The sequence below is a fragment of the Mesorhizobium sp. M0174 genome, assembly GCF_040322275.1.
Taxonomy (GTDB): Bacteria; Pseudomonadota; Alphaproteobacteria; order Rhizobiales; family Rhizobiaceae; genus Mesorhizobium.
The window spans coordinates 123,122-144,721 of sequence record NZ_JAMYTB010000006.1 but is presented as its reverse complement, the minus strand read 5'-3'; the positions used below and the strand labels follow the sequence as shown (position 1 = coordinate 144,721).

20 protein-coding genes and 1 tRNA gene are annotated in these 21,600 nt (G+C 61.6%); 6 read left to right on the top strand and 15 right to left on the bottom strand.

Annotated features, from left to right (window positions below):
- The first annotated feature begins 60 nt into the window (after nucleotides 1-60).
- Genes NKJ13_RS14825 through NKJ13_RS14805 form a run of 5 tightly spaced genes read left to right on the top strand, consistent with a single transcriptional unit; the run spans nucleotide 61 to nucleotide 4,516 of the window.
- Nucleotides 61-1,026 (top strand): aspartate carbamoyltransferase catalytic subunit, encoded by a 966-nt coding sequence (locus tag NKJ13_RS14825; RefSeq protein ID WP_352736571.1) that lies wholly within the window; start codon nucleotides 61-63, stop codon nucleotides 1,024-1,026.
- Nucleotides 1,023-2,309, top strand: a complete 1,287-nt coding sequence (locus NKJ13_RS14820; protein ID WP_352736572.1) for a dihydroorotase — start codon at nucleotides 1,023-1,025, stop codon at nucleotides 2,307-2,309. Before NKJ13_RS14825 ends, NKJ13_RS14820 begins: the two co-directional genes overlap by 4 nt.
- A gap of 57 nt (nucleotides 2,310-2,366) precedes the next feature.
- Nucleotides 2,367-2,954 carry a glycerol-3-phosphate 1-O-acyltransferase PlsY gene (gene plsY / locus NKJ13_RS14815; RefSeq protein WP_254817341.1) on the top strand — a complete coding sequence of 196 codons (588 nt, stop codon included), beginning with the start codon at nucleotides 2,367-2,369 and terminating at the stop codon, nucleotides 2,952-2,954.
- On the top strand, nucleotides 2,951-4,075 hold the full coding sequence (gene dprA / locus NKJ13_RS14810; RefSeq protein WP_352736574.1) for a DNA-processing protein DprA: 1,125 nt from the start codon (nucleotides 2,951-2,953) through the stop codon (nucleotides 4,073-4,075). Before plsY ends, dprA begins: the two co-directional genes overlap by 4 nt.
- Nucleotides 4,076-4,120: 45 nt before the next feature.
- The gene (locus NKJ13_RS14805; protein WP_352777856.1) at nucleotides 4,121-4,516 is read left to right on the top strand and encodes a hypothetical protein; all 396 of its coding nucleotides are present in this window, start codon (nucleotides 4,121-4,123) and stop codon (nucleotides 4,514-4,516) included.
- A 97-nt stretch (nucleotides 4,517-4,613) separates the two neighbouring features.
- Here the strand turns inward: NKJ13_RS14805 and NKJ13_RS14800 are convergent.
- Nucleotides 4,614-4,689, bottom strand: a tRNA-Lys gene (locus tag NKJ13_RS14800).
- A gap of 308 nt (nucleotides 4,690-4,997) precedes the next feature.
- Here NKJ13_RS14800 and NKJ13_RS14795 point away from each other — a divergent pair.
- Nucleotides 4,998-5,477 (top strand): BA14K family protein, encoded by a 480-nt coding sequence (locus NKJ13_RS14795; protein WP_352736578.1) that lies wholly within the window; start codon nucleotides 4,998-5,000, stop codon nucleotides 5,475-5,477.
- 77 nt (nucleotides 5,478-5,554) lie between these two features.
- Here the strand turns inward: NKJ13_RS14795 and glpK are convergent, their stop codons facing one another.
- From glpK to NKJ13_RS14725, 14 genes are all read right to left on the bottom strand, one after another.
- Nucleotides 5,555-7,048 (bottom strand): glycerol kinase GlpK, encoded by a 1,494-nt coding sequence (glpK, locus tag NKJ13_RS14790; protein WP_352736580.1) that lies wholly within the window; start codon nucleotides 7,046-7,048, stop codon nucleotides 5,555-5,557.
- Nucleotides 7,049-7,193: 145 nt separating this feature from the next.
- Complete coding sequence (locus NKJ13_RS14785; protein WP_254817346.1) at nucleotides 7,194-8,921, bottom strand: ABC transporter substrate-binding protein; 1,728 nt, start codon at nucleotides 8,919-8,921, stop codon at nucleotides 7,194-7,196.
- A gap of 78 nt (nucleotides 8,922-8,999) precedes the next feature.
- A complete protein-coding gene (locus NKJ13_RS14780; protein ID WP_352508493.1) occupies nucleotides 9,000-9,266 on the bottom strand; it encodes a DUF2160 domain-containing protein in 267 nt (88 codons plus the stop codon).
- A 173-nt stretch (nucleotides 9,267-9,439) separates the two neighbouring features.
- Nucleotides 9,440-10,354, bottom strand: coding sequence for a carbohydrate ABC transporter permease (locus tag NKJ13_RS14775; protein ID WP_352478954.1), 915 nt, complete (start codon nucleotides 10,352-10,354; stop codon nucleotides 9,440-9,442).
- A 1-nt stretch (nucleotide 10,355) separates the two neighbouring features.
- Nucleotides 10,356-11,222 carry a carbohydrate ABC transporter permease gene (locus NKJ13_RS14770; protein WP_023674893.1) on the bottom strand — a complete coding sequence of 289 codons (867 nt, stop codon included), beginning with the start codon at nucleotides 11,220-11,222 and terminating at the stop codon, nucleotides 10,356-10,358.
- A gap of 1 nt (nucleotide 11,223) precedes the next feature.
- Entirely contained in the window at nucleotides 11,224-12,291 is a 1,068-nt protein-coding gene (locus tag NKJ13_RS14765) for an ABC transporter ATP-binding protein (RefSeq protein ID WP_352705486.1), read from the bottom strand.
- Nucleotides 12,292-12,300: 9 nt separating this feature from the next.
- On the bottom strand, nucleotides 12,301-13,380 hold the full coding sequence (locus tag NKJ13_RS14760) for an ABC transporter ATP-binding protein (RefSeq protein ID WP_352736582.1): 1,080 nt from the start codon (nucleotides 13,378-13,380) through the stop codon (nucleotides 12,301-12,303).
- 39 nt (nucleotides 13,381-13,419) lie between these two features.
- Nucleotides 13,420-14,946 carry a glycerol-3-phosphate dehydrogenase gene (glpD, locus tag NKJ13_RS14755; protein ID WP_352645606.1) on the bottom strand — a complete coding sequence of 509 codons (1,527 nt, stop codon included), beginning with the start codon at nucleotides 14,944-14,946 and terminating at the stop codon, nucleotides 13,420-13,422.
- A gap of 125 nt (nucleotides 14,947-15,071) precedes the next feature.
- Nucleotides 15,072-15,839, bottom strand: a complete 768-nt coding sequence (locus tag NKJ13_RS14750; RefSeq protein WP_352478957.1) for a DeoR/GlpR family DNA-binding transcription regulator — start codon at nucleotides 15,837-15,839, stop codon at nucleotides 15,072-15,074.
- 110 nt (nucleotides 15,840-15,949) lie between these two features.
- On the bottom strand, nucleotides 15,950-17,362 hold the full coding sequence (locus NKJ13_RS14745) for a pyridoxal phosphate-dependent decarboxylase family protein (RefSeq protein ID WP_352736584.1): 1,413 nt from the start codon (nucleotides 17,360-17,362) through the stop codon (nucleotides 15,950-15,952).
- Nucleotides 17,363-17,420: 58 nt separating this feature from the next.
- A complete protein-coding gene (locus tag NKJ13_RS14740) occupies nucleotides 17,421-18,152 on the bottom strand; it encodes a proteasome-type protease (protein ID WP_254817354.1) in 732 nt (243 codons plus the stop codon).
- Nucleotides 18,153-18,183: 31 nt separating this feature from the next.
- Entirely contained in the window at nucleotides 18,184-18,978 is a 795-nt protein-coding gene (locus tag NKJ13_RS14735) for a transglutaminase family protein (RefSeq protein ID WP_254817355.1), read from the bottom strand.
- Nucleotides 18,979-19,039: 61 nt separating this feature from the next.
- Entirely contained in the window at nucleotides 19,040-19,981 is a 942-nt protein-coding gene (locus tag NKJ13_RS14730) for an alpha-E domain-containing protein (RefSeq protein ID WP_023674885.1), read from the bottom strand.
- A gap of 157 nt (nucleotides 19,982-20,138) precedes the next feature.
- Entirely contained in the window at nucleotides 20,139-21,551 is a 1,413-nt protein-coding gene (locus NKJ13_RS14725; RefSeq protein WP_352736586.1) for a circularly permuted type 2 ATP-grasp protein, read from the bottom strand.
- Between the last annotated feature and the right edge of the window lie 49 nt (nucleotides 21,552-21,600).

Below are 21,600 nucleotides of genomic sequence, written 5' to 3'. Positions count from 1 at the left end.
ATCCAATCCCAAGCCGATGCTTGCAGCCGCGGAGCCTCCCCCCTATAGCAGCGACTTGAGATGACCGACGCATCGTCCCTGCCACTTTATCCCCACCGCCATCTTCTGGGCATCCGCGATCTTTCCCCCGCCGACATCGAGCTTCTGCTCGACCGGGCGGACCAGGCCGTTGCCATCTCGCGGCAATCGGACAAGAAGACATCGACGCTGCGCGGCCGCACCCAGATCAATCTGTTCTACGAAGCCTCGACCCGTACGCAATCGTCGTTCGAGCTGGCCGGCAAACGGCTCGGCGCCGACGTCATGAACATGTCCGTAGCGAGCTCTTCGGTGAAAAAGGGCGAGACGCTGATCGATACTGCGATGACGCTGAATGCCATGCGTCCCGACATATTGATCATCCGCCATCAATCGGCCGGCGCGGCAGCACTTCTTGCCCAAAAAGTCGGCTGCTCGGTGGTCAATGCCGGCGACGGCGCCCATGAGCATCCTACCCAGGCGCTGCTCGACGCACTGACCATCCGCCGCGCCAAGGGTCCGCTGTCGAAGCTGATCGTGGCGATCTGCGGCGACATCCTGCATTCGCGCGTGGCCCGCTCCAATATCATCCTGCTCAACGCGCTTGGTGCCCAGGTCAGGGTCGTCGCCCCTTCGACGCTTTTGCCCGCCGGCATCGAGAAGATGGGCGTCATCGTCACCCGTTCCATGGCCGAGGGTCTGAAGGACGCCGACGTGGTAATGATGCTGCGCCTGCAGCGCGAACGCATGGAAGGCGCTTTCGTACCGTCGGTGCGCGAATATTTCCGCTATTTCGGCCTCGACGCCGAGAAGCTGAAGGCGGCCAAGGACGGTGCGCTGGTTATGCATCCCGGCCCGATGAACCGCGGCGTCGAGATCGCCTCGGAGATCGCCGACGGCCCGCAAAGCGTCATCCAGGAACAGGTTGAGATGGGCGTCGCCGTACGCATGGCGGTGATGGAAGCGCTGCTCGACCCGCGTCGAAACCACGAGGGTCGGTGCCGATGAGCATAACGGTCTTCAGCCGCGCCCGCATCGTCGACCCATCGCGCGGCATCGATGAGATCGGCACCGTCATCGTCGAAGGGCGCAAAATTGTTGCCGCTGGCAAGGCGGCCTTGAACCAGGGCGCGCCCGAAGCCGCCACGATGATCGAGTGCGCCGGCAAGGCGATCATCCCCGGCCTGATCGATGCGCGTGTCTTCATCGGCGAACCGGGCGGCGAACACCGGGAGACCATCGCCTCGGCCAGCGTGGCGGCAGCGGCCGGCGGCGTAACCTCGATTGTGATGATGCCCGATACCGACCCGGTGATCGACAATGTCGCATTGGTCGAGTTTGTGCTGCGCACCGCCAAGGATACAGCCATAGTCAACATCTTTCCGGCAGCGGCGATCACCAAGGGTCTCGAAGGCCGTGAGATGACCGAGTTCGGCCTGCTCCTCGAAGCCGGCGCGGTCGCCTTCACTGACGGTCGCCACACCATATCCAGCGCGCTGGTGATGCGCCGGGCGCTGACCTATGCGCGCGATTTCGGTGGCGTGATCGCCCACGAAACCCAGGATGCCGATCTCGCCTCGTCAGGCGTGATGAATGAAGGCCTATATGCAAGTTGGCTCGGCCTTGCCGGTATTCCGCGCGAGGCCGAATCCATCCCGCTGGAGCGCGATCTGGCGCTGGCGCGGCTGACCGGCGGCGCCTATCACGCGGCCAAGATCTCGACGGCGATGGCGGCGGCTGCTGTGACGCGAGCCAAGGCCGACGGCGCCAATGTCACATCAGGCGTGTCGATCCACAATCTGTCGCTCAACGAGAACGATGTCGGCGAGTACCGCACCTTCTTCCGACTGACGCCGCCGCTGCGCGCCGAGGAAGACCGGCTGGCGATGATCGAAGCGATCAAGGACGGCACCATCGACCTCATCGTCTCCTCGCACGACCCGCAGGACGTCGACACCAAGCGCCTGCCCTTTGCCGATGCTGCGGCCGGCGCCATCGGGCTGGAAACGCTGTTAGGCGCAGCGCTGCGGCTCTATCACAATGGCGACGTGATGCTGCTGCGGCTGATCGAGACACTGTCGACCGCGCCGGCAAGATTGTTCAGCCTGCCCGGCGGCACGCTGAAACCGGGGGCATTGGCCGACCTTGCGCTCGTCGATCTGGACGAGCCATGGGTCGTTAGCGAGAGCGGCATCCGCTCACGCTCGAAAAACACCTGTTTCGAAGGCGCGCGACTGCAAGGCAAGGTCTTGCAAACGATGGTGGCGGGCCGCACAGTGTTTTCGGCCTAGGACGAAGCGGGTGTCACGTCTTCAACTTCGCTCAGCCAAGGAAAGTTCGGGGGAACAATGGTTTACAGTCCCGTCTTGGCATTGGTGTTCGGCTATCTTCTCGGCTCGATCCCGTTTGGCCTGCTGATCACCCGTGCCGCCGGCCTCGGCGACGTGCGCAACATCGGCTCCGGCAACATCGGCGCCACCAATGTGCTGCGCACCGGCAACAAGGGCTTGGCCGCGGCCACGCTGCTGCTCGATGCGCTGAAGGGCACCGCGGCGGTGTTGATCGCGGGCCGCTTTGCGCCCGAGCTCGGACTTTGGGCCGGATTCGGCGCGTTTTCAGGTCATCTTTTTCCGGTCTGGCTCGGCTTCAAGGGGGGCAAGGGTGTCGCCACTTACCTCGGCGTGCTGATCGGCCTTGCCTGGCAAGTGGCGCTGATCTTCGCCGTCGTCTGGCTGGCGGTGGCCTTCCTGTTCCGCTTCTCCTCGCTTGCGGCACTGACGGCAGCGGTCGTCGTGCCCGTTGCCCTGTATTTCCTGAGCACCCAGCAGATTGCCGGGCTTTTCGCGGCGATGAGCCTCATCGTCATCGTAAAGCACCGCGCCAACATTGCGCGGCTGCTTGCCGGCACCGAGGGTAAGATCGGGGCCAAGGAGTGAGCGAGCCCGACGCCGGGCCGCGCCTCAGCGACCGGCAGCGGCTGAGCTGGCTTCGTCTGATCCGCACGCCGAATGTCGGCCCGGCTTCCTTTCGCGACCTGATCAACCGGTTCGGTTCGGCCGAAGCAGCATTGTCGATGCTGCCCGAGCTGATGATTTCGGGTGGCGCCAAAAAAATCGTCCGCATCCCGTCCATTGCCGAGGTCGAGGCGGAGCTGGAGACGGCCCGGCGGGCCGGCGCCCGCTTCGTCGGCATCGGCGAGACGGATTATCCACCGCTGATGAAAAGCATGGATCATCCGCCGCCGCTGCTCGCGGTCAGGGGCAACAGCGCGGTGTTCCGGTTGCCAGCGGTCGCTATCGTCGGCGCGCGCAACGCATCGCTGGCAGGCATCAAGATGGCGCGGATGCTGGCGGCGGATCTCGGCCGCGACGGTTATGGCATTGTTTCCGGCCTGGCGCGCGGCATCGATACAGCCGCGCACCAGGGCAGCCTTTCGACCGGCACGATCGGCGTGCTCGCCGGCGGCCTCGATTTGCCCTACCCGCCCGAAAATGCCGACCTGTGCGACGAGATCGCCGAGCATGGCGGCGCCATCATTTCCGAAATGCCGTTTGGCTGGCAGCCGCGCGCACAGGACTTTCCGCGCCGCAACCGTCTCGTCGCCGGTGCTGCATTGGGATTGGTGGTGGTCGAGGCCGCACAGCGCTCCGGCTCGCTGATCAGCGCCCGCCTCGCCGGCGAGATGGGGCGGCTGGTTTTCGCCGTTCCCGGTTCACCGCTCGATCCGCGCGCCGCCGGCGCCAATGGCCTGCTCAAGGACGGCGCCACCCTTGTGACCGAGGCCGCCGATATCACCAGTGCCATAGCGCCGCTGGTCGGCGGCTGGTCGCCAAGGACATCGCCGCTTGAAGAGCCGCCCGACTTTTCGGCAACACCGCCGCCGCGCGAGGACGATCGCGACCGCGTCGTCGAAGCGCTCGGCCCGACGCCGGTATCAGTGGACGAGATCATCCGCCACACCGGCCTGCATCCCGCCCAAGTGTTCATGGTGCTGCTGGAGCTCGACCTCGCCGCCCGGCTCGAACGCCATGCCGGCGGCAACGTCTCACTGATTTGACCCAGAACTTGCGCATGTCCCGGCAAGCAATTCCGACGTGATCCGATGGCCGATCCGAGCAACAAACCAAAGCAGACGCTGTTCACTCGTATGACGGCCCTTGTCTGGTCAGCTCTGAGCGTCATGCTGGCGCTGCAATGGTCGATGGATCTCGGCATGTCGGGTTTTCCCGACGGCTACATAACGCCCTTTGCAAGAGCGACCAGCACGCTTCTGGACATTCTGACGGCAGCCTGCATGGCCCAGGGTCTCTACTTTTTCCTGGCCGGCGCGTTCGGCAGGAAGGTAAGCGCCGTCGGTCTTTTCCTGCAAATCCTTGCCGCGGCGGTTCTTACCGTGGCGCCAGTGCTTATCGTGAAGGATTGTCCGGGTTCTCAGGTGTGCAGCAGAGCCTATGAGGCGCTCACCGGCACGATGATGGACGATGGCGCGGGCGGCTAACGCCACTGCATGCGTTCGGCACGAGGCTGTCACCCATGTCGTAGGTACAAACTGTTACCCATGTCTCCGGGTCGTACCGGGTCGTACCCTCTGGATTTGGTGAGCGCGATGGGATTCGAACCCATGACCTACTGATTAAAAGTCAGTTGCTCTACCGGCTGAGCTACGCGCTCCCGCGGGCTCAGAAAGGCCGCCCTCGAAATTGCGCGGAACATAGGGAGAGTGCCTCTGCCGGTCAACCGGAAAAAGACGGCTCCCAGACCGGACCTTCCTGCCGCGTCATCATGCCGTGCGGTGCGCTTCGGCGTTGACGGAATTGCCTCCGTCTCGCGCAAGGGCGAAGCTCGCGCTTGGCGGGACAAGCGCAAGCAGCGAATCGAGAGAACCTTTGCAGATCAGCAACTTGGGATTCTTAGCGGAACAATTTGCGCAGCCTGCCCGTTTTTCCGCGACAAGGGACACGCGTTTCAAGGAGAAGATCATGAATAGGATCATGTCGAGCCTGCTGGCGACCACCCTTTCGATCTCATTCGCTGCCGCGGAGATCGTGCCAGTCAACGCTCAGCCCAGCTATGCGCCCCCTGCCCAAGGGCTCACCTCGAATGTCCAGACCGTCCAGTACGAGCCGTGGCGGAGGCACCGGAATTTCAATCGCGATTTCTCGCGTCGCGATTTCTCCCGGCGCAGTTTTGCGCGTGACGACGGCATGTATTGGCGTGGCCATCGCGGCTATCGCGAATATCGTCGCGGCTATCGCCGCCATGGCGACTACTGGTTCCCGCTGGCCGCTTTCGCCACCGGTGCGCTGATTACCGGCGCTATCATCAACAACCAGAATCGTGTCTATCGCGGCGATGCCCATGTGCAGTGGTGCTATGACCATTATCGGAGCTATCGTGCCTCTGACAACACCTACCAGCCCAATTACGGTCCGCGCCGGCAGTGCCGATCGCCTTACTGAGTCGTGATTAGAGACTGTAAGCCCGCGCCCGCAACGGCGCGGGTTTTTCATGGGTGCGAAGCCGGTGCCATCCCTGCTTATTGCACGCTTAGCGTCCTGCGCACAGCGTGGCGCCAACCTGCCAGCTTGGCGGCACGTGTCGAAGCATCCATCTCCGGCTTGAACCGGCGCTCGAGCGCCCAACTCCTGGCGAATTCCCGCGCCTTCGGCCAGGCACCGGCCTTCGAGCCGGCCAGCCATGCCGCACCAAGCGCGGTCGTCTCGAGAATTGTCGGCCGGTCGACCGGCGCATCGAGAATGTCGGCCAGCCGCTGCATGGTCCAGTCCGACGCCACCATGCCGCCATCGACCCTGAGCACAGTCTTGGCCGAAGCGCCCTTCCAGTCCTTGCGCATAGCGTCGAGCAGATCGCGCGTTTGGAACGCAACGGATTCCAGCGCCGCGCGGGCAAATTCCGCCGGCCCCGAATTGCGGGTCAGCCCGAAGATGGCGCCCCGCGCCTCGGCATCCCAGTGCGGTGCGCCGAGCCCGACGAAAGCCGGCACCAGATAGACATTCTGCGTCGGATCGGCCTCCGCCGCCAATTTGCCGCTCTGCTCGGCCTTGCCGATCACCTTGATGCCGTCCCGCAGCCACTGCACGGCGGCGCCGGCGATAAAGATAGAGCCCTCCAGTGCATAGGTGGTCTTGCCGCTCAGCCTGTAGGCGATGGTGGTCAAAAGCCGGTTCTTCGAACGCACCAGATCGCTGCCGGTGTTGAGCAGCGCGAAGCAACCGGTGCCGTAGGTCGATTTCATCATGCCCGGCTCGAAACAGGCCTGGCCGATCGCCGCCGCATGCTGGTCGCCGGCCACACCGAGGATTCTGATCTCTGTGCCGAACAGACTTTTGTCGGTGATTCCAAAATCATCGGCACAGTCTTTCACCTGCGGCATCATTCTTGCAGGTATGCCAAGAATGGCCAGCAACTCGTCATCCCAGGCGTTTTGTTCGATGTTGTAGACCAGCGTGCGCGAGGCATTGGTGGCGTCAGTGGCGTGGACCTTGCCGCCAGTCAGGCGCCAAATCAGAAAACTGTCGATGGTGCCGGCCAGCAGTTCGCCCTTCTCGGCGCGTTTTCTGGCGCCCTTCACCTTGTCCAGCATCCAGGCGATCTTGGTGCCGGAGAAATAGGGATCGAGCAGCAGGCCGGTCTTTTTCGTGAATTTCTTCTCCAACCCCAGCTTCTTCAGTTTCTGGCATAGCGGCGCGGTGCGGCGGTCCTGCCAGACAATCGCGTTGTGAACCGGCTCGCCGGTCTCCTTGTCCCAGATGACGACGGTTTCGCGCTGGTTGGTGATGCCGATCGCGGCGACGTCCGCTGCGTTGCGGCCGGCTGTCTTCAGCGCGGCCCTCACCGTTTCCACGACGCTTGACCAGATTTCCTCGGGATCATGCTCGACCCAGCCGGAGGCCGGATAATACTGGGTGAATTCCTTTTGCCCGCTGCCGACGACCTTCATCTTGTCGTCGAACAGGATCGCCCGGCTCGATGTCGTGCCCTGGTCGATTGCGAGGATATATCCGGTCATTCTCTCTCCCGTCGAAGCGAATTCAAGGTGCTGCGATGTCTCGACGCCCGATGGCGCGGAGCCGTTCACGCAAACAGGGGAGACGGCAACATGCCGCCTCCCCTGAGTATGGCGATGCGGGCGCGAACGCCCGCATCAAACAGCCCTATTGCTGCCAGCTCTTCACCAGCTCGTCATAGTTGATGGTGACCGGTTTTTCCTTCTCGTTCTCGATCTTGAGCTGAGGAGCGAGATTGCCCTTCTTGACCGCATCGGCGTTCCAGTAGGCGAGGTCATGCTCTTCGGCCATCTTCGGGCCGATATCGCCCTGGACGCCCGACTTCTCGATGCGGCTCATCACCTTTTCCTGCTCGGCACAGAGCGAGTCCATTGCTTCTTGCGCGCTCTTGGCGCCCGACGAAGCATCGCCGATCGCCTGCCACCAGAGCTGTGCCAGCTTCGGATAGTCCGGCACGTTGGTGCCGGTCGGGGACCACTGGACGCGTGCCGGCGAGCGGTAGAACTCGATCAAGCCGCCGAGCTTTGGCGCACGTTCGGTGAAGCTCTTGTCGTGGATCGTGCTCTCGCGGATGAAGGTCAGGCCGACATGGCTCTTCTTCACGTCGACCGTCTTCGAGGTGACGAACTGCGCGTAGAGCCAGGCGGCCTTGGCGCGGTCGGTCGGCGTCGACTTCATCAGCGTCCAGGAACCGACGTCCTGATAGCCGAGCTTCATACCGTCCTTCCAATAGACGCCATGCGGCGACGGCGCCATGCGCCACTTCGGCGTGCCGTCGTCGTTCAGCACCGCCTTGGCGCTGGCGTCGACCATGCTGGCGGTGAAGGCGGTATACCAGAAGATCTGCTGGGCAACCGCGCCCTGCGCCGGCACCGGCCCTGACTCGGAGAAGGTCATGCCCTGGGCTTCCGCCGGTGCATAGGCCTTCAGCCAATCGAGGTACTTCTGGATGGCGTAGACAGAAGCCGGGCCATTGGTGTCGCCGCCGCGCGCCGTGCAGGAACCCACCGGACGCGAATTCTCGTCGACCTTGATGCCCCATTCGTCGACGGGCAGACCGTTCGGAATGCCCTTGTCGCCATTGCCGGCCATCGACAGCCATGCGTCGGTGAACCGCCAGCCGAGCGACGGGTCCTTCTTGCCATAATCCATATGGCCGTAGACCTTCTTGCCATCGATCTCGCGGCCGGTGAAGAACTCGGCGATGTCCTCATAGGCCGACCAATTGACCGGCACGCCGAGGTCGTAGCCGTATTTGGCCTTGAAGTCCGCCTTGTTCTTCTCGTCGTTGAACCAGTCGTAACGGAACCAGTAGAGGTTCGCGAACTGCTGGTCGGGAAGCTGGTAGAGCTTCTTGTCGGGCGCGGTGGTGAACGAGGTGCCGATGAAATCCTTCAGGTCGAGATTCGGGTTGGTGACATCCTTGCCGTCGCCTGCCATCCAGTCGGTCAGGTTGCGCACCTGCTGGTAGCGCCAGTGCGTGCCGATCAGATCGGAATCGTTGACCCAGCCGTCATAGAGGTTCTGGCCGGTCTGCATCTGGGTCTGGATCTTCTCGACGACGTCGCCTTCCTGGATGACGTCATGCGTGACCTTGATGCCGGTGATGGCCGTAAAGGCCGGCGCAAGCACCTGCGATTCATACTGATGCGTGGCGATAGTTTCGGAGACCACCTTGATATCCATGCCGGCGAAAGGTTTCGCGGCATCGATGAACCATTGCATTTCGGCTTCCTGGCCGGCACGGTCGAGCGTCGAGAGGTCGCCAATTTCCTTGTCCAGGAAGGCCTTGGCCTCGTCCATTCCGGCATAGGCATTGCTTGCCCCTAGCAACAGGACAAGCGCAGTTGTTGATGTCAAGAATTGCCGTCGCATGTATTTCCTCCACTGTTAAAGTTCAAAGTGCGATCTGGATCGGCGGCCGGCACGCCGCCGTTCCAACAGTTTCCCCCTCTATACGTAGCGGAACACGCCGACGGCGAAGACCACGGAGAGAGCGAGAGCCCACCACAGATTGGGTCCGACTAGACCCAGCCAAGCGAGATGGATAAAGGCGCTGCCCAGCAGCGACAGGAACAGGCGGTCGCCGCGCGTCGTTTCGAAGCGCAGCACGCCGACGCGCGGATTGCCGCCCGGCGAGACGTATTCCCACACCGCCATGCCGCAAAGCAGCAGAAAGATGGTTCCAAAGAAGGCCGCGGTCGGCCACGTCCAGGCCATCCACGAAAAATCGAGGTTGGACGAGAGGTTAAATCCCCACAGGCGGATATTGGCCGGGTCGCTGAAGCCCACCGTTATCGCCACGAAATCGATTTGAAGTGCCACCCAGGCCACGACGACCAGGGCAAGAAACAGCACGGCCCACCACCATGGGCTTCTGTCGACCTGCTCCATCATACCCTCCCCAGGGCAAAGCCCTTGGCGATGTAGTTGCGCACAAACCAGATGACGAGCGCGCCGGGAATCAGCGTCAGCACGCCGGCGGCGGCAAGCAACCCCCAATCCATACCGGCGGCCGAAACGGTGCGGGTCATGGTCGCGGCGATCGGCTTGGCATCCGTGGTCGTCAGCGTGCGGGCGATCAAGAGCTCCACCCACGAGAACATGAAGCAGAAGAAGCACGCCACGCCGATGCCGCTCGCAATCAGCGGCATGAAGATCTTGATGAAGAAGCGCGGGAACGAATAGCCGTCGATATAGGCGGTCTCGTCGATCTCCTTGGGCACGCCCGACATGAAGCCTTCGAGGATCCACACCGCCAGCGGCACGTTGAACAGGCAATGCGCCAGAGCCACGGCGATATGGGTGTCGATAAGGCCGAAGGCCGAATAAAGCTGGAAGAATGGCAGCGCGAACACCGCCGGCGGCGCCATGCGGTTGGTCAGCAGCCAGAAGAACAGATGCTTGTCGCCGAGGAAGCGATAGCGCGAAAAAGCATAGGCAGCAGGCAGTGCCGCAGCCACCGAAATCACCATGTTCATAACCACATAGGTGATCGAGTTGATGTAGCCCGAATACCAGGACGCGTCGGTGAAGATGGTGCGGTAATTCGCCAATGTCGGCGCGTGCGGGTAGAGAGTCAGCGACGAGACGATCTCGCCATTGGTCTTGAAGCTCATATTGATGAGCCAGTAGATCGGCAAAAGCAGAACGACGATGTAGAGCGTCGGCACGATCCACCACCAGCGCGACTCCTCGCCGCGACGGCGCATCAGCCGTGCGATCTCGTCCTGTCGTAGCGTGCTGGCGAGCCCTTCCGAAGCTGTCGTCTCGCTCACCCTATCGGCTCTCTCTTCGGTGCGGCTCATCTCAACGCTCCGCGTCGTAATTGGTCATCACGGTGTAGAACACCCACGACAACAGCAGGACGATAAGGAAGTAGACCAGCGACATCGCCGCCGCCGGGCCGAGGTCGAACTGACCGAGCGCGGTCTTGACGAGATCAATCGAAAGAAAGGTCGTCGAGTTGCCGGGGCCGCCACCGGTGACCACGAACGGCTCCGTGTAGATCATGAAGCTATCCATGAAGCGCAGCAGCACGGCGATCAGCAGCACGCGGTTCATCTTCGGCAACTGGATGTAGCGGAACACCGCCCAGCGCGAGGCACCGTCGATCTTGGCTGCCTGATAAAAGGCATCCGGGATCGAGACCAGGCCGGCATAGCAGAGCAGGACGACGAGGCTGGTCCAATGCCAGACGTCCATGATGATGACCGTGACCCAGGCGTCATATGGGTCTTGCACATAATTATAGTCGATGCCGAGCGCGTTGACGTAATAGCCGAGCAGGCCAATGTCGTTGCGCCCGAACACCTGCCAGATGGTGCCGACGACGTTCCACGGGATCAGCAGCGGCAACGCCATCAAAACAAGGCACACAGGCACGCCCCAACCCTTCTTCGGCATATTGAGCGCAATGAAGATGCCGAGCGGCACTTCGATCGCCAGGATGATAAAGGAGAAGACAAGGTTGCGGATCATCGCCTGCCAGAAGCGGCTCGAGGAAAGCAGTTCCTCGAACCATTCCGTGCCGGCCCAGAAGAAGACGTTATTGCCGAAAGTGTCCTGCACCGAATAATTGACGACCGTCATCAGCGGTATGACCGCCGAGAACGCCACCAGCAGCAACACCGGCAGCACCAGGAACCAGGCTCTGTTGTTCCAGGTCTTTTCCACTTCAGGCCCCCATCTCGACGCGCCAGGAATCGGCATAGATGTTGATGCCGGCTGGGTCGAACCGCACCTTCGGATCAGCCGGAACTGTCTCGTCCTCGCCGATGACGGCGGCGATCTCGCGCCCTTCGAGATTGGCACGGACCACCTTGTGGCGGCCGACGTCCTCGACCTTGCTGATCCGGACGGCCATGCCCTGGCTGCCCAGGCGCACATATTCGGGACGGATGCCGAGCTCGATGGCGCCGCCACCGGCCTTAGGCACGCCCGGCAGTTCGATCTGCTGCGAGCCCAGCCGCGCAGTCTTGCCGTCGATCGCCACCGGCATGACGTTCATGCCGGGCGAGCCGATGAAATAGCCAACAAAGGTGTGGCGCGGGCGCTCAAACAGTTCTGCCGGTGTGCCGATCTGCACGATTTCGCCGTCATACATGACGACCACCCTGTCGGCGAAGGTCAAGGCCTCGGTCTGGTCGTGCGTGACATAGACCATGGTGTAGCCGAAGCGGCGGTGAAGCTGCTTCAACTGGGAGCGCAGCATCCATTTCATATGCGGGTCGATGACGGTCAAAGGCTCGTCGAACAGGATGGCATTTACGTCGGAGCGCACCAGCCCGCGTCCGAGCGAAATTTTCTGCTTCTGGTCAGCGGTCAGTCCGCGCGCCTTTCGTTTGGCCATATCGGCCAGCCCGATCATCTCCAGCGTTTCGCGCACCTTACGGTCGACGTCGGCTTCCGGCACGCCGCGATTGCGCAGCGGGAACGCCAGATTGTCGTAGACCGTCATCGTGTCGTAGATCACCGGGAACTGGAAGACCTGGGCGATGTTGCGCTCTTGGGTCGACAGATTGGTCACGTTCCTGCTGTTGAACAGCAACTGGCCGTGCGAGGGATGCAGCAATCCCGAAATGATGTTGAGCAACGTAGTCTTGCCGCAGCCGGACGGGCCGAGCAGCGCATAAGCGCCGCCATCCTCGAAGGTGTGGTGCACTTCCTTCAACGCGAAATCGGCATCCGTGCGCGGGTTCTGCAGATAGGAGTGGCGGATATGATTGACATCGATGCGCGCCATCGCTTCCTCCTAAGCCGCCAGCTTCGGCGCGGCCACGGCGCGGCCGTGCTCGTCGAAGACCATGATGTGGCGCGGGTCGATAAACACCTCGACCTCCTCGTCCGGCTCGAAGTCGCGAATGCCGTGGGTCAGCATGACCCAGCGCGCATCGGCAAAATCGAGATGGATGAAGCTTTCCGATCCGGTGATCTCAGTGATCGTCACCTTTGCGCGCACCGGCACTGCGGCGGCGTTGGGCCGATCGAGGGACAGATGATGCGGCTGGAAGCCGATCGTATAGATCGCATCGGCAATGCCGAAGAGTTCCGCCGGCACCGGCAATTTCACACCGCCCTCGAGCAGGAAATCCAGGCCCTTCTTGGCAAGCACGATGGTGTTGAGCGGCGGATCGGCGAAGGTCCTCGCCGTCACCAGATCGACCGGTTTGCGGAACACTTCGATGGTCGGCCCGAACTGGGTGATGCTGCCCTCGGAAAGCGTTGCCGTGTTGCCGCCGAGCAGCAAGGCCTCGTGCGGCTCGGTCGTGGCATAAACAAAGATTGTGCCGGCGGCCGCGAAGACTTTCGGCAGTTCCGCGCGTAATTCTTCACGCAGCTTGTAGTCGAGATTGGCGAGCGGCTCGTCGAGCAGCACGAGGCTGGCATTCTTGACGATGGCGCGGGCCAGCGCGGTGCGCTGCTGCTGGCCGCCCGACAGACTGAGAGGCGTCCGGTCGAGATAGGTCGTGAGTTTGAGAAGGGCGGCCGCATTGCGCACCTCCCTGTCGATCGTTGCCTGATCCGTGCCGGCTACCCGCAGCGGTGAGGCGATGTTTTCGTAGACCGTCATCGCCGGATAATTGATGAATTGCTGGTAGACCATGGCGACGTTGCGCTTTTGCACCGGCATGCCGGTGACATCCTTGCCATCGAACCAGACCGAGCCCGAGGTCGGCACGTCGAGGCCCGCCATCAACCGCATCAGGCTGGTCTTGCCAGAGAGCGTCGGCCCGAGCAGGACGTTGAGCGAGCCGTGCTGAAGCGTCAGCGAGACATCGCGGATATGTTCCGCCGCACCCACCGTCTTCGTCACGTTTCTCAGTTCAAGCATGATGCCTCCTCCCAGGCTTTCTGCATCAGTCGGCCGTCCCTATTCGGCAGCCGCTACGTGCTGCCGGCTTATTCCGCGCATGAACTCGTCGAGCACTGCGGCCTGCTCACGGCTGAGACGCAGGCCGCGCTTGGTCCGGCGCCACAATACATCCTCGGCAGTCATCGCCCATTCGTTTTCGGCGAGGTAGCGCACTTCGGCTTCGTACAGATCGGCGCCGAAGTTGCGGCCAAGATCGACGTTCGACTTGGCGAGGCCTAGCAGCTTCCTTGCGCGGGTGCCGTAGAGCCGGGTCAACCGGCGGGCCAGCCGGGCGTCGAGGAACGGGTACGCCGTTTTCAGTTTCGCCACCTCGGTATCGAAGCCGGTGACGGGAAAGTCACCGCCGGGCAGCGGCGCGTTTGCCGTCCATGGCTTACCGCGCTTGCCGAGAAAACCCTCGATCTTCTCCAGCATCGATTCCGACAATCGGCGGTAGGTGGTGATCTTGCCGCCAAAGGCATTGACGATCGGGGCGGCACCCTCGCCTCCATCGGCCTTCAGCACATAGTCGCGGGTGGCTTCCTGCGCCTTTGAGGCGCCATCGTCGTAGAGCGGGCGCACCGCGGAATAGGTCCAGACGATATCCGACGGCTTGACCGGCTGCGCGAAATATTCGCTTGCCGCAGCGCAGAGATAGTCGATCTCGGCATCACTGATCCTGACGTCGTGCGGATCGCCGGGATAGTCCCGGTCGGTGGTGCCGATGAGCGTGAACTCGTCTTCATAGGGGATGGCGAAAATGATGCGCCCGTCCTTGTTCTGAAAGAAATAGGCGCGTGGGTCGTCGAATTTCTTGCCAACGACGATGTGGCTGCCTTGCACGAGGCGGACATTGTGCACGTCGTTCAAGCCGACGGTGGCCGACAGCACCTGATCCACCCACGGGCCGGCGGCATTGACCAGCAGCCGCGCCTTGACCTCCTCGGTATCGCCGGTCCGCACGTTTTCAAGCCTGACCGTCCAGAGATTGCCTTCGCGGCGTGCGCTGACGACCTTTGTTCGGGTTCGAATGGTTGCGCCGCGCTCGGCAGCGTCGCGGGCGTTCAACACAACCAGCCGGGCATCGTTGACCCAACCGTCCGAATATTCGAACGCCTTTCGAAACAGCGGCTTCAGCGGCTTGCCGGCCGGATCCTTGGCCATGTCCAGCGTTTTCGTCGGCGGCAGCAATTTGCGCCCGCCAATATGATCGTAGAGGAAAAGCCCGAGCCGGATCAGCCAGGCCGGACGCAGCCCCTTGGCGTATGGCAGCACGAAGCGCATCGGCCAGATGATATGCGGCGCGTTCCTCCACAGGACCTCGCGTTCCATCAGCGCTTCGCGCACCAGGCGGAACTCGTAGAATTCGAGATAGCGCAAGCCGCCATGGATCAGTTTGGTCGAACCGGAAGAGGTTCCGCTGGCCAGATCGTTCATCTCGGCAAGAAATACCGAAAACCCACGCCCCACGGCATCGCGGGCGATACCGCAGCCATTGATGCCGCCACCGATGACGAAAATGTCATGGATCGGTGATGCGCCCAAAGAGTCCTCCCTCGATTTCGCATTGCGGCATTTTTGGGTTCTTGCGAAACCGTACGGGAATTATTTCGAAATGATAACGAATGTCAAACGAAATATGATTGGCCACAGATGCCGCAACGGCATCTCTAGGAGAGCGACGTTTCGATCAGCTGAACTTCTGCCTCCTGGCAGATCCTACGCACCGATGGGATGTCGCAACGATCGGTGATAAAGGTGTTTACCTGCGACAGATGGCCGATGCGGACGGGCGCGGTGCGCTCGAATTTGGTCTGGTCCGACACGAGGATCACATGCCGCGCGTTGGCGATGATCGCCTGCGCGACCTTCACCTCGCGAAAATCAAAGTCGAGCAGTGCGCCGTCATGATCGATGGCCGAGGCGCCGATCACCGCAAAATCGACCTTGAACTGCCGGATGAAATCGACTGCTGCCTCGCCGACCACACCGCCGTCGGAACCGCGTACGACACCGCCGGCGATCACCACCTCGATCGAAGGATATACGCGCATCCTGTTGGCAACATTGATGTTATTGGTGATGACCATCAAGCCGCTGTGATCGAGCAGCGACTTGCTGACAGCTTCCGTCGTCGTCCCGATATTGATGAAAAGAGACGCGTTGTCGGGGATCAGCCGGGCTGCTGCGCGGCCGATCGCCTCCTTCTCCTCGGCGGCGATCTTGCGCCGAGCCTCATACTCCATGTTCTCGATGCCGGACGGGAACAATGCCCCGCCATGAATGCGAGACAAAAGCCGCTGGTCGCAGAGATCGTTGAGATCCTTGCGGATCGTCTGCGGCGTCACGTTGAAATGCGTCGCCAACTCCTCGACCAGTACGCGGCCATGGTCCTTGGCCATCTGGATGATTTCGGAATGACGCGGCGACAGATACATCTAGCAACCTCTCGTTTTCGTTTTACTTGTCTATAACGGAAAACGAAAGCCATGAACAGGAAGATCAGGTGACTGCAAGAAGAGCCCCGGCGCAACCTCGATGATGCCGGTCAACCCAGGCCACGCGCAATTTCAGTAATGACCTCGAAAGCAGTATCGACATCCGCCGCAGTCGTTTCGAATTGTCCGACCTGAAAGCGGATCGCCACCTTCCCGTCCACCCGGGTTTGCGTCAGATAGATGCGGCCGTCATCGTTGATCGCGCTGACCAACCGCAAATTGTGCTCGTCAGAGTCGGCGCCCGCAGCCGCGAGATGCCGGAACGAGAACAGCGACAGCATCGGCTCCGTGACGATCTCGAAATCCGGTTCCTTTGCCAGCCTTGCGGCGAGGCTCTCGCTCCAGGCGACATGGTTGCGGACCATGGTCCGCAGATTTTCCAAGCCATGTGCACGCAGCAGGAACCAAAGTTTCAGCGCGCGGAACCTCCGGCCAAGCGGCACCGACCATTCGGAGTAGTTGATGACTCCGTCGCGGCCATGCGTCTTGAGGAATTCGGGCTTGATCGCCAGCGTGCGCACGAGGTCTTCCGGCTGACGGATGAACTGCATCGAGCAATCGAACTGTGCGCCCAGCCATTTATGCGGGTTGAAGACAATGGAATCCGCATGTTCGGCGCCTGCCCAGAAATGCCGGAACTCGGGGCAGATCATGGCGGAGCCAGCCCATGCGGCATCGACATGCAGGTAGAGCCCGTGCCGCTTAGCTACCGCGGCAACAGCCGCCACATCGTCGGTGCCGCCGGTACTTGTGCCACCGACGCTGGCGATGATCCCCGCCGGCAGCATGCCGTTTTTGCGGTCGGTGACGATCGCTGCTTCCAGAGCCGCCGTCTGCATGGCGCGGAAGCGTCCGGCGACCGGAATGCGCACGAGGTTCGCCTCGCCGATGCCCGACACCCAGATCGCCCGGTCGATGGAAGTATGGACTTGGCCGGAAGAATAGACTCGCACGACCGGCTGGCCTTGCAAGCCGTTCTTGTTACCTTGCCAGTCGAGCGCGCGCTCGCGAATGGTCAGCACGGCGGCAAGCGTCGCCGATGAAGCCGAATCCTGCATGACGCCGGAAAATCCCTCCGGCAGACCAAGCGCCTGCCGCATCCAGTCGACGACACGCGTCTCGAGTTCGGTTGCCGCCGGCGAGGTCTGCCAAAGCATGCATTGCGCGGCCATGGCGGAAACCAGATACTCGGCCACGACCGAGGCCGGTGCCGCATTGGCCGGGAAATAGGCGAAGAAACGCGGATGCTGCCAGTGCGTCATGCCCGGCAGAATCTTTTGCTCGAAATCGGCGAAGATTGCCTGCATCGTTTCGCCGTTTTCCGGCGGCGCAACATCGATGCTTTTGAAGATTTCGCCCGGCTCGACAAACGGCCGCACCGGTCTTTCGCGAAGGCTGTCTCTGTAGTCGGCGCCCCATTCGGCCGCTCGCAGCGACCATTCGCGGAATTCGTTGCTATTCATCTTCGCCTCCGTAGCGCCTCGTCGAGCCGCCATCAAAGAGCACGAAAAACGAAGGTTTTCATTCGGGAAAATCAGGCAAGCTGGCAAAGGCAGTCTTCAGCGCGTTCGACCAGCTATCCGAGATCGTGCGATAATATTGATCATCCTGGGTTATTCGCTTTTTGAGGCCAACCTTGAAGGTGTCCTTTTCATAGAACAGCAGGTCGAGCGGCAGGCCGACCGACAGGTTCGACTTCAGCGTCGAGTCGAACGACACAAGCAGCAACTTCACCGTCTCGGCGAAACTCATCGTCCTTTCATAAGCGCGGATGATGATCGGCTTGCCGTATTTGGTCTCACCTATCTGGAAGAACGGCGTGTCGTCGGTGGATTCGATGAAATTGCCTTCCGGATAGATCATGAACAGGCGCGGCGCGCTGCCCTTGATCTGACCGCCGAGGATGAAGGAGGCGTTGAAATAGGAATCCGCCTTTTCGCCCGCCGGCGACGAACTGGCGATGACCTCCTTGACGGTGTCTCCGACCAGCCGCACTGTCTGGTACATGGAAGGCGTTTCGAGCAGCGTGGCACGGCGCTCCGCCACTGCCTTGGTGCGTTCGTCGAGCAGGCTGACTACGGCCTGCGTCGTCGCCAGATTGCCGGCCGACATCAAAACGATGACGCGCTCGCCCGGCTCTTCCCAGACATGCATCTTCCTGAAGGTCGAGATCGAATCCATGCCGGCGTTGGTGCGCGTGTCCGACATGAACACGAGCCCGCGATCGATCTTCAGCCCGACGCAATAGGTCATCGAATCTCTTTGGCAACAATCTTGGCGGAGATTACTGCTCCACGGTGACGGTGACGGCAAGCTGTTCTTCCGCCTGTCCCAGCCGAATTCCCGATACCGGTGTGGCGTCGCGATAATCGCGGCCAGTCGCCACCTTTACATAACGCTCGTCGGGAGAAATGCCGTTGGCGACGTCGAAGGCGACCCAGCCGAGGCCCGAGACATGCGCCTCGGCCCAGGCGTGGCTTGCCGCCTGCTCGATCGCTGCATTCATCATCAGATAGCCACTGACATAGCGCGCGGGAAAATCCATGGCGCGCGCCGCCGCAACGAAGATGTGGCTGTGGTCCTGGCAAACGCCGGTCTTGAGCGCCAGGGCCTCTTCGGCCGGCGTCGTCGCGTTGGTGGTGCCCGGCGTATAAGCGACGCGCTCGCCGATCATCGCCATCAACCGGTGCAGCCTTTCGATGTCGGTGCCCTTGCCGACCGAGGCAGCAAGCTCGCGAATGCCGCTGCCGATCGTCGTCAGCGGCGTTTCGTGGCCGAACAGCCAGAGCGGCACGAAACCCTGGTGCGGCCCGCAGACGCCGGCGGTGTCGCGCGTCACCACTTCGCCGGCTGCTTCGACGGTGATGAAGTCGCGCTCACCCTCGACGCTCAACAGCCGGGTATCATTGCCGAAATGGTCGGTGAAGCGCACTTCCTCGCGTGCGCCTTCGATCTTCAGCGCCCAGGACAGTACCGTCTGGGTGCGCCCGTTCACCGGGAGCAGCCGCAAACGCTGCAACAAATAATGCACCGGCGCATCGTAGCGGTATTCGGTCCGGTGGGTGATCTTCAGCCGCATCGCACTCGTCCCTGGAGCATGAGCTTTTCCGAAAACCGGCGTCCGCTTTTTGGGGTCATGCTCAATAGAACCTGTAATCCTGCGCGATCTCGTCGCCGAGTCTGGTGTTGTCGCGGATGAAATTGGCCAGGAATTCATGCAGGCCAGCGTCGAAAATATCCTTGATCGAGCCGGCCGTAAGCATGGCCTGGGTCTTGGCAGCCGTCGCATGGCAGGCGTGGCGCTCACCATAGTCGTCACCCAGGAATTTGAGATGCTCCGTCAGGAAGCGGTAGCAAAAGGTCAGCGAGCGCGGCATGCGGACGTTGAGGATCAGATAGTCGGCGATGTTGCTCGGCTTGTAGTCGGCGTCATAGACCCAGCGGTAGGAGCGGTGCGCCGATACCGAGCGGAGGATCGATTCCCACTGGTAGTTGTCGAGCGTCGAGCCGACCCAGGAAATCGACGGTAACAGCACGTAGTACTTCACGTCCAGGATGCGGGCAGTGTTGTCGGCGCGTTCGACATAAGTGCCGAGCTGCGAAAAATCGAAAATCTCATTGCGCAGCATCGTGCCGTAGAACGAGCCGCGGATCAGCGCCGTCTCGCGTTTGATTGCGTCGAGCGCGTTGGGCAGGTCGCGCTCGTCGATCGGCTTGGCTAGCATCCGCTTCAGCGACATCCAGGCTTCGTTGATGCTTTCCCAGGTTTCACGCGTCAACGCGGTACGCACCATGCGAGCATTGTTACGGGCCGTTTCGATAGACGACATCGTGCTCGACGGGTTCGATGTGTCGCGCAGCAGATAGTCGGCGACATTGGCGGCGGTGTAGTCGGAATATTTCTGCGTGAAGCTGGCGTCCGAACCGGCGCTGAGCAGCACCGAATTCCACTCCTCCGAAGCGTTCTGAGTACGGGTTAGCGCCATGCGCAAGCCGGCGTCCACCAGCCGCGCCATGTTTTCCGCCCGCTCGATATAGCGGTTCATCCAATAGAGCCCGTTGGCGGTGCGACCGAGAAGCATGTCAGGCGGTCCTGTGGCGAATGGTGGATGGTGGACGGTGAATGGTGACTATCCAGACTTTAGGCCACGATGCCGCGTGCTTCACTTCAGGGCATTTCACCAACATCAACAACATATATCCTTATCTATTCACTATTCACTATTCACTACTTCCACTCTAATCATCCAACACCCACGTATCCTTTGTGCCCCCGCCTTGCGAGGAATTGACGACCAGCGAGCCTTCCTTGAGCGCTACTCGGGTCAGCCCGCCGGGCACGATCTGGATACGGTCGGAAACCAGCACATAGGGGCGCAGATCGACATGGCGCGGCGACAGCCCCTTGTCCGTCAGGATCGGACAGGTCGACAGCGCCAGCGTCGGCTGAGCAATGTAGTTCGATGGTTTTGCCGCGAGCTTTTTCGAAAAATCCTCGCATTCCTTCTTGGTCGCCGCCGGACCGACCAGCATGCCGTAGCCGCCGGACCCGTGGACCTCCTTGATGACCAGTTCATCGATGTGCTCGAGCACGTATTTCAGGCTGTCCGGCTCCGAGCAGCGCCAGGTCGGGATGTTGCCGAGCATCGCCTTGCGGCCGGTGTAGAATTCGACGATCTCGGGCATGTACGAATAGATCGCCTTGTCGTCAGCGATGCCGGTTCCCGGCGCATTGGCGATCGTGATATTGCCGGCGCGGTAGACGTCCATAATGCCCGGCACGCCAAGTGCCGAGTCGGGGCGGAAGGTCAGCGGATCGAGGAACGAGTCGTCGACACGCCGGTAAAGCACGTCGATCTGCTTGTACCCCTCGGTCGTGCGCATCGCGACATGGCCATCGACGACGCGCAGATCCTGCCCTTCGACGAGTTGCACGCCCATCTGGTCGGCAAGGAAGGCATGTTCGAAATAGGCCGAGTTGAAGCTGCCCGGCGTCAGCACGGCAATCGTCGGCGTGCCCTTGGTGCTTTGCGGCCGTACCGCCGCCAGCGACTGGCGCAGGAGCTGCGGATAATTCTCCACCGGCCGCACCTTGATCTGCTGGAACAACTCGGGAAACAGCTGCATCATCGTCTCGCGGTTCTCCAGCATGTAGGAGACGCCGGACGGCGTGCGCGCATTGTCCTCCAGTACGTAGAACTCGTTCTCGCTAATGCGTACGATGTCGACGCCGATGATGTGGGTATAGACGCCGGCCGGCGGCCGCACCCCGATCATCTCGGGCAGGAACGCCTCGTTCCTGGCGATCAACTCCTTCGGCACCCGGCCGGCGCGCAAGATCTCCTGGCGATGGTAGATGTCGTCGAGAAAGGCGTTCAGCGCCTGGACGCGCTGCTCGATGCCTTGCGTCAGCCGTCGCCATTCATTGCCCGAAATGATGCGCGGAACGATGTCGAAGGGTATCAGCCGCTCCGATGCTTCCTGCTCGCCATAGACGGCGAAAGTGATGCCTGTCTTGCGAAAGACGCGTTCGGCGTCCTGCATCTTCTCGGTAAGTCTGGCCGGGTCCTGTTCCTTCAGCCAGCGATCGTAAGCCGAATACGGTTTTCTCAGCCCGGAAACTTCCGGAAGCATTTCGTCGAACGCTGCCAATCGCATACTCCCCTGTGACGCCATTTCACTGGCCTCGCTGGAGAAAATC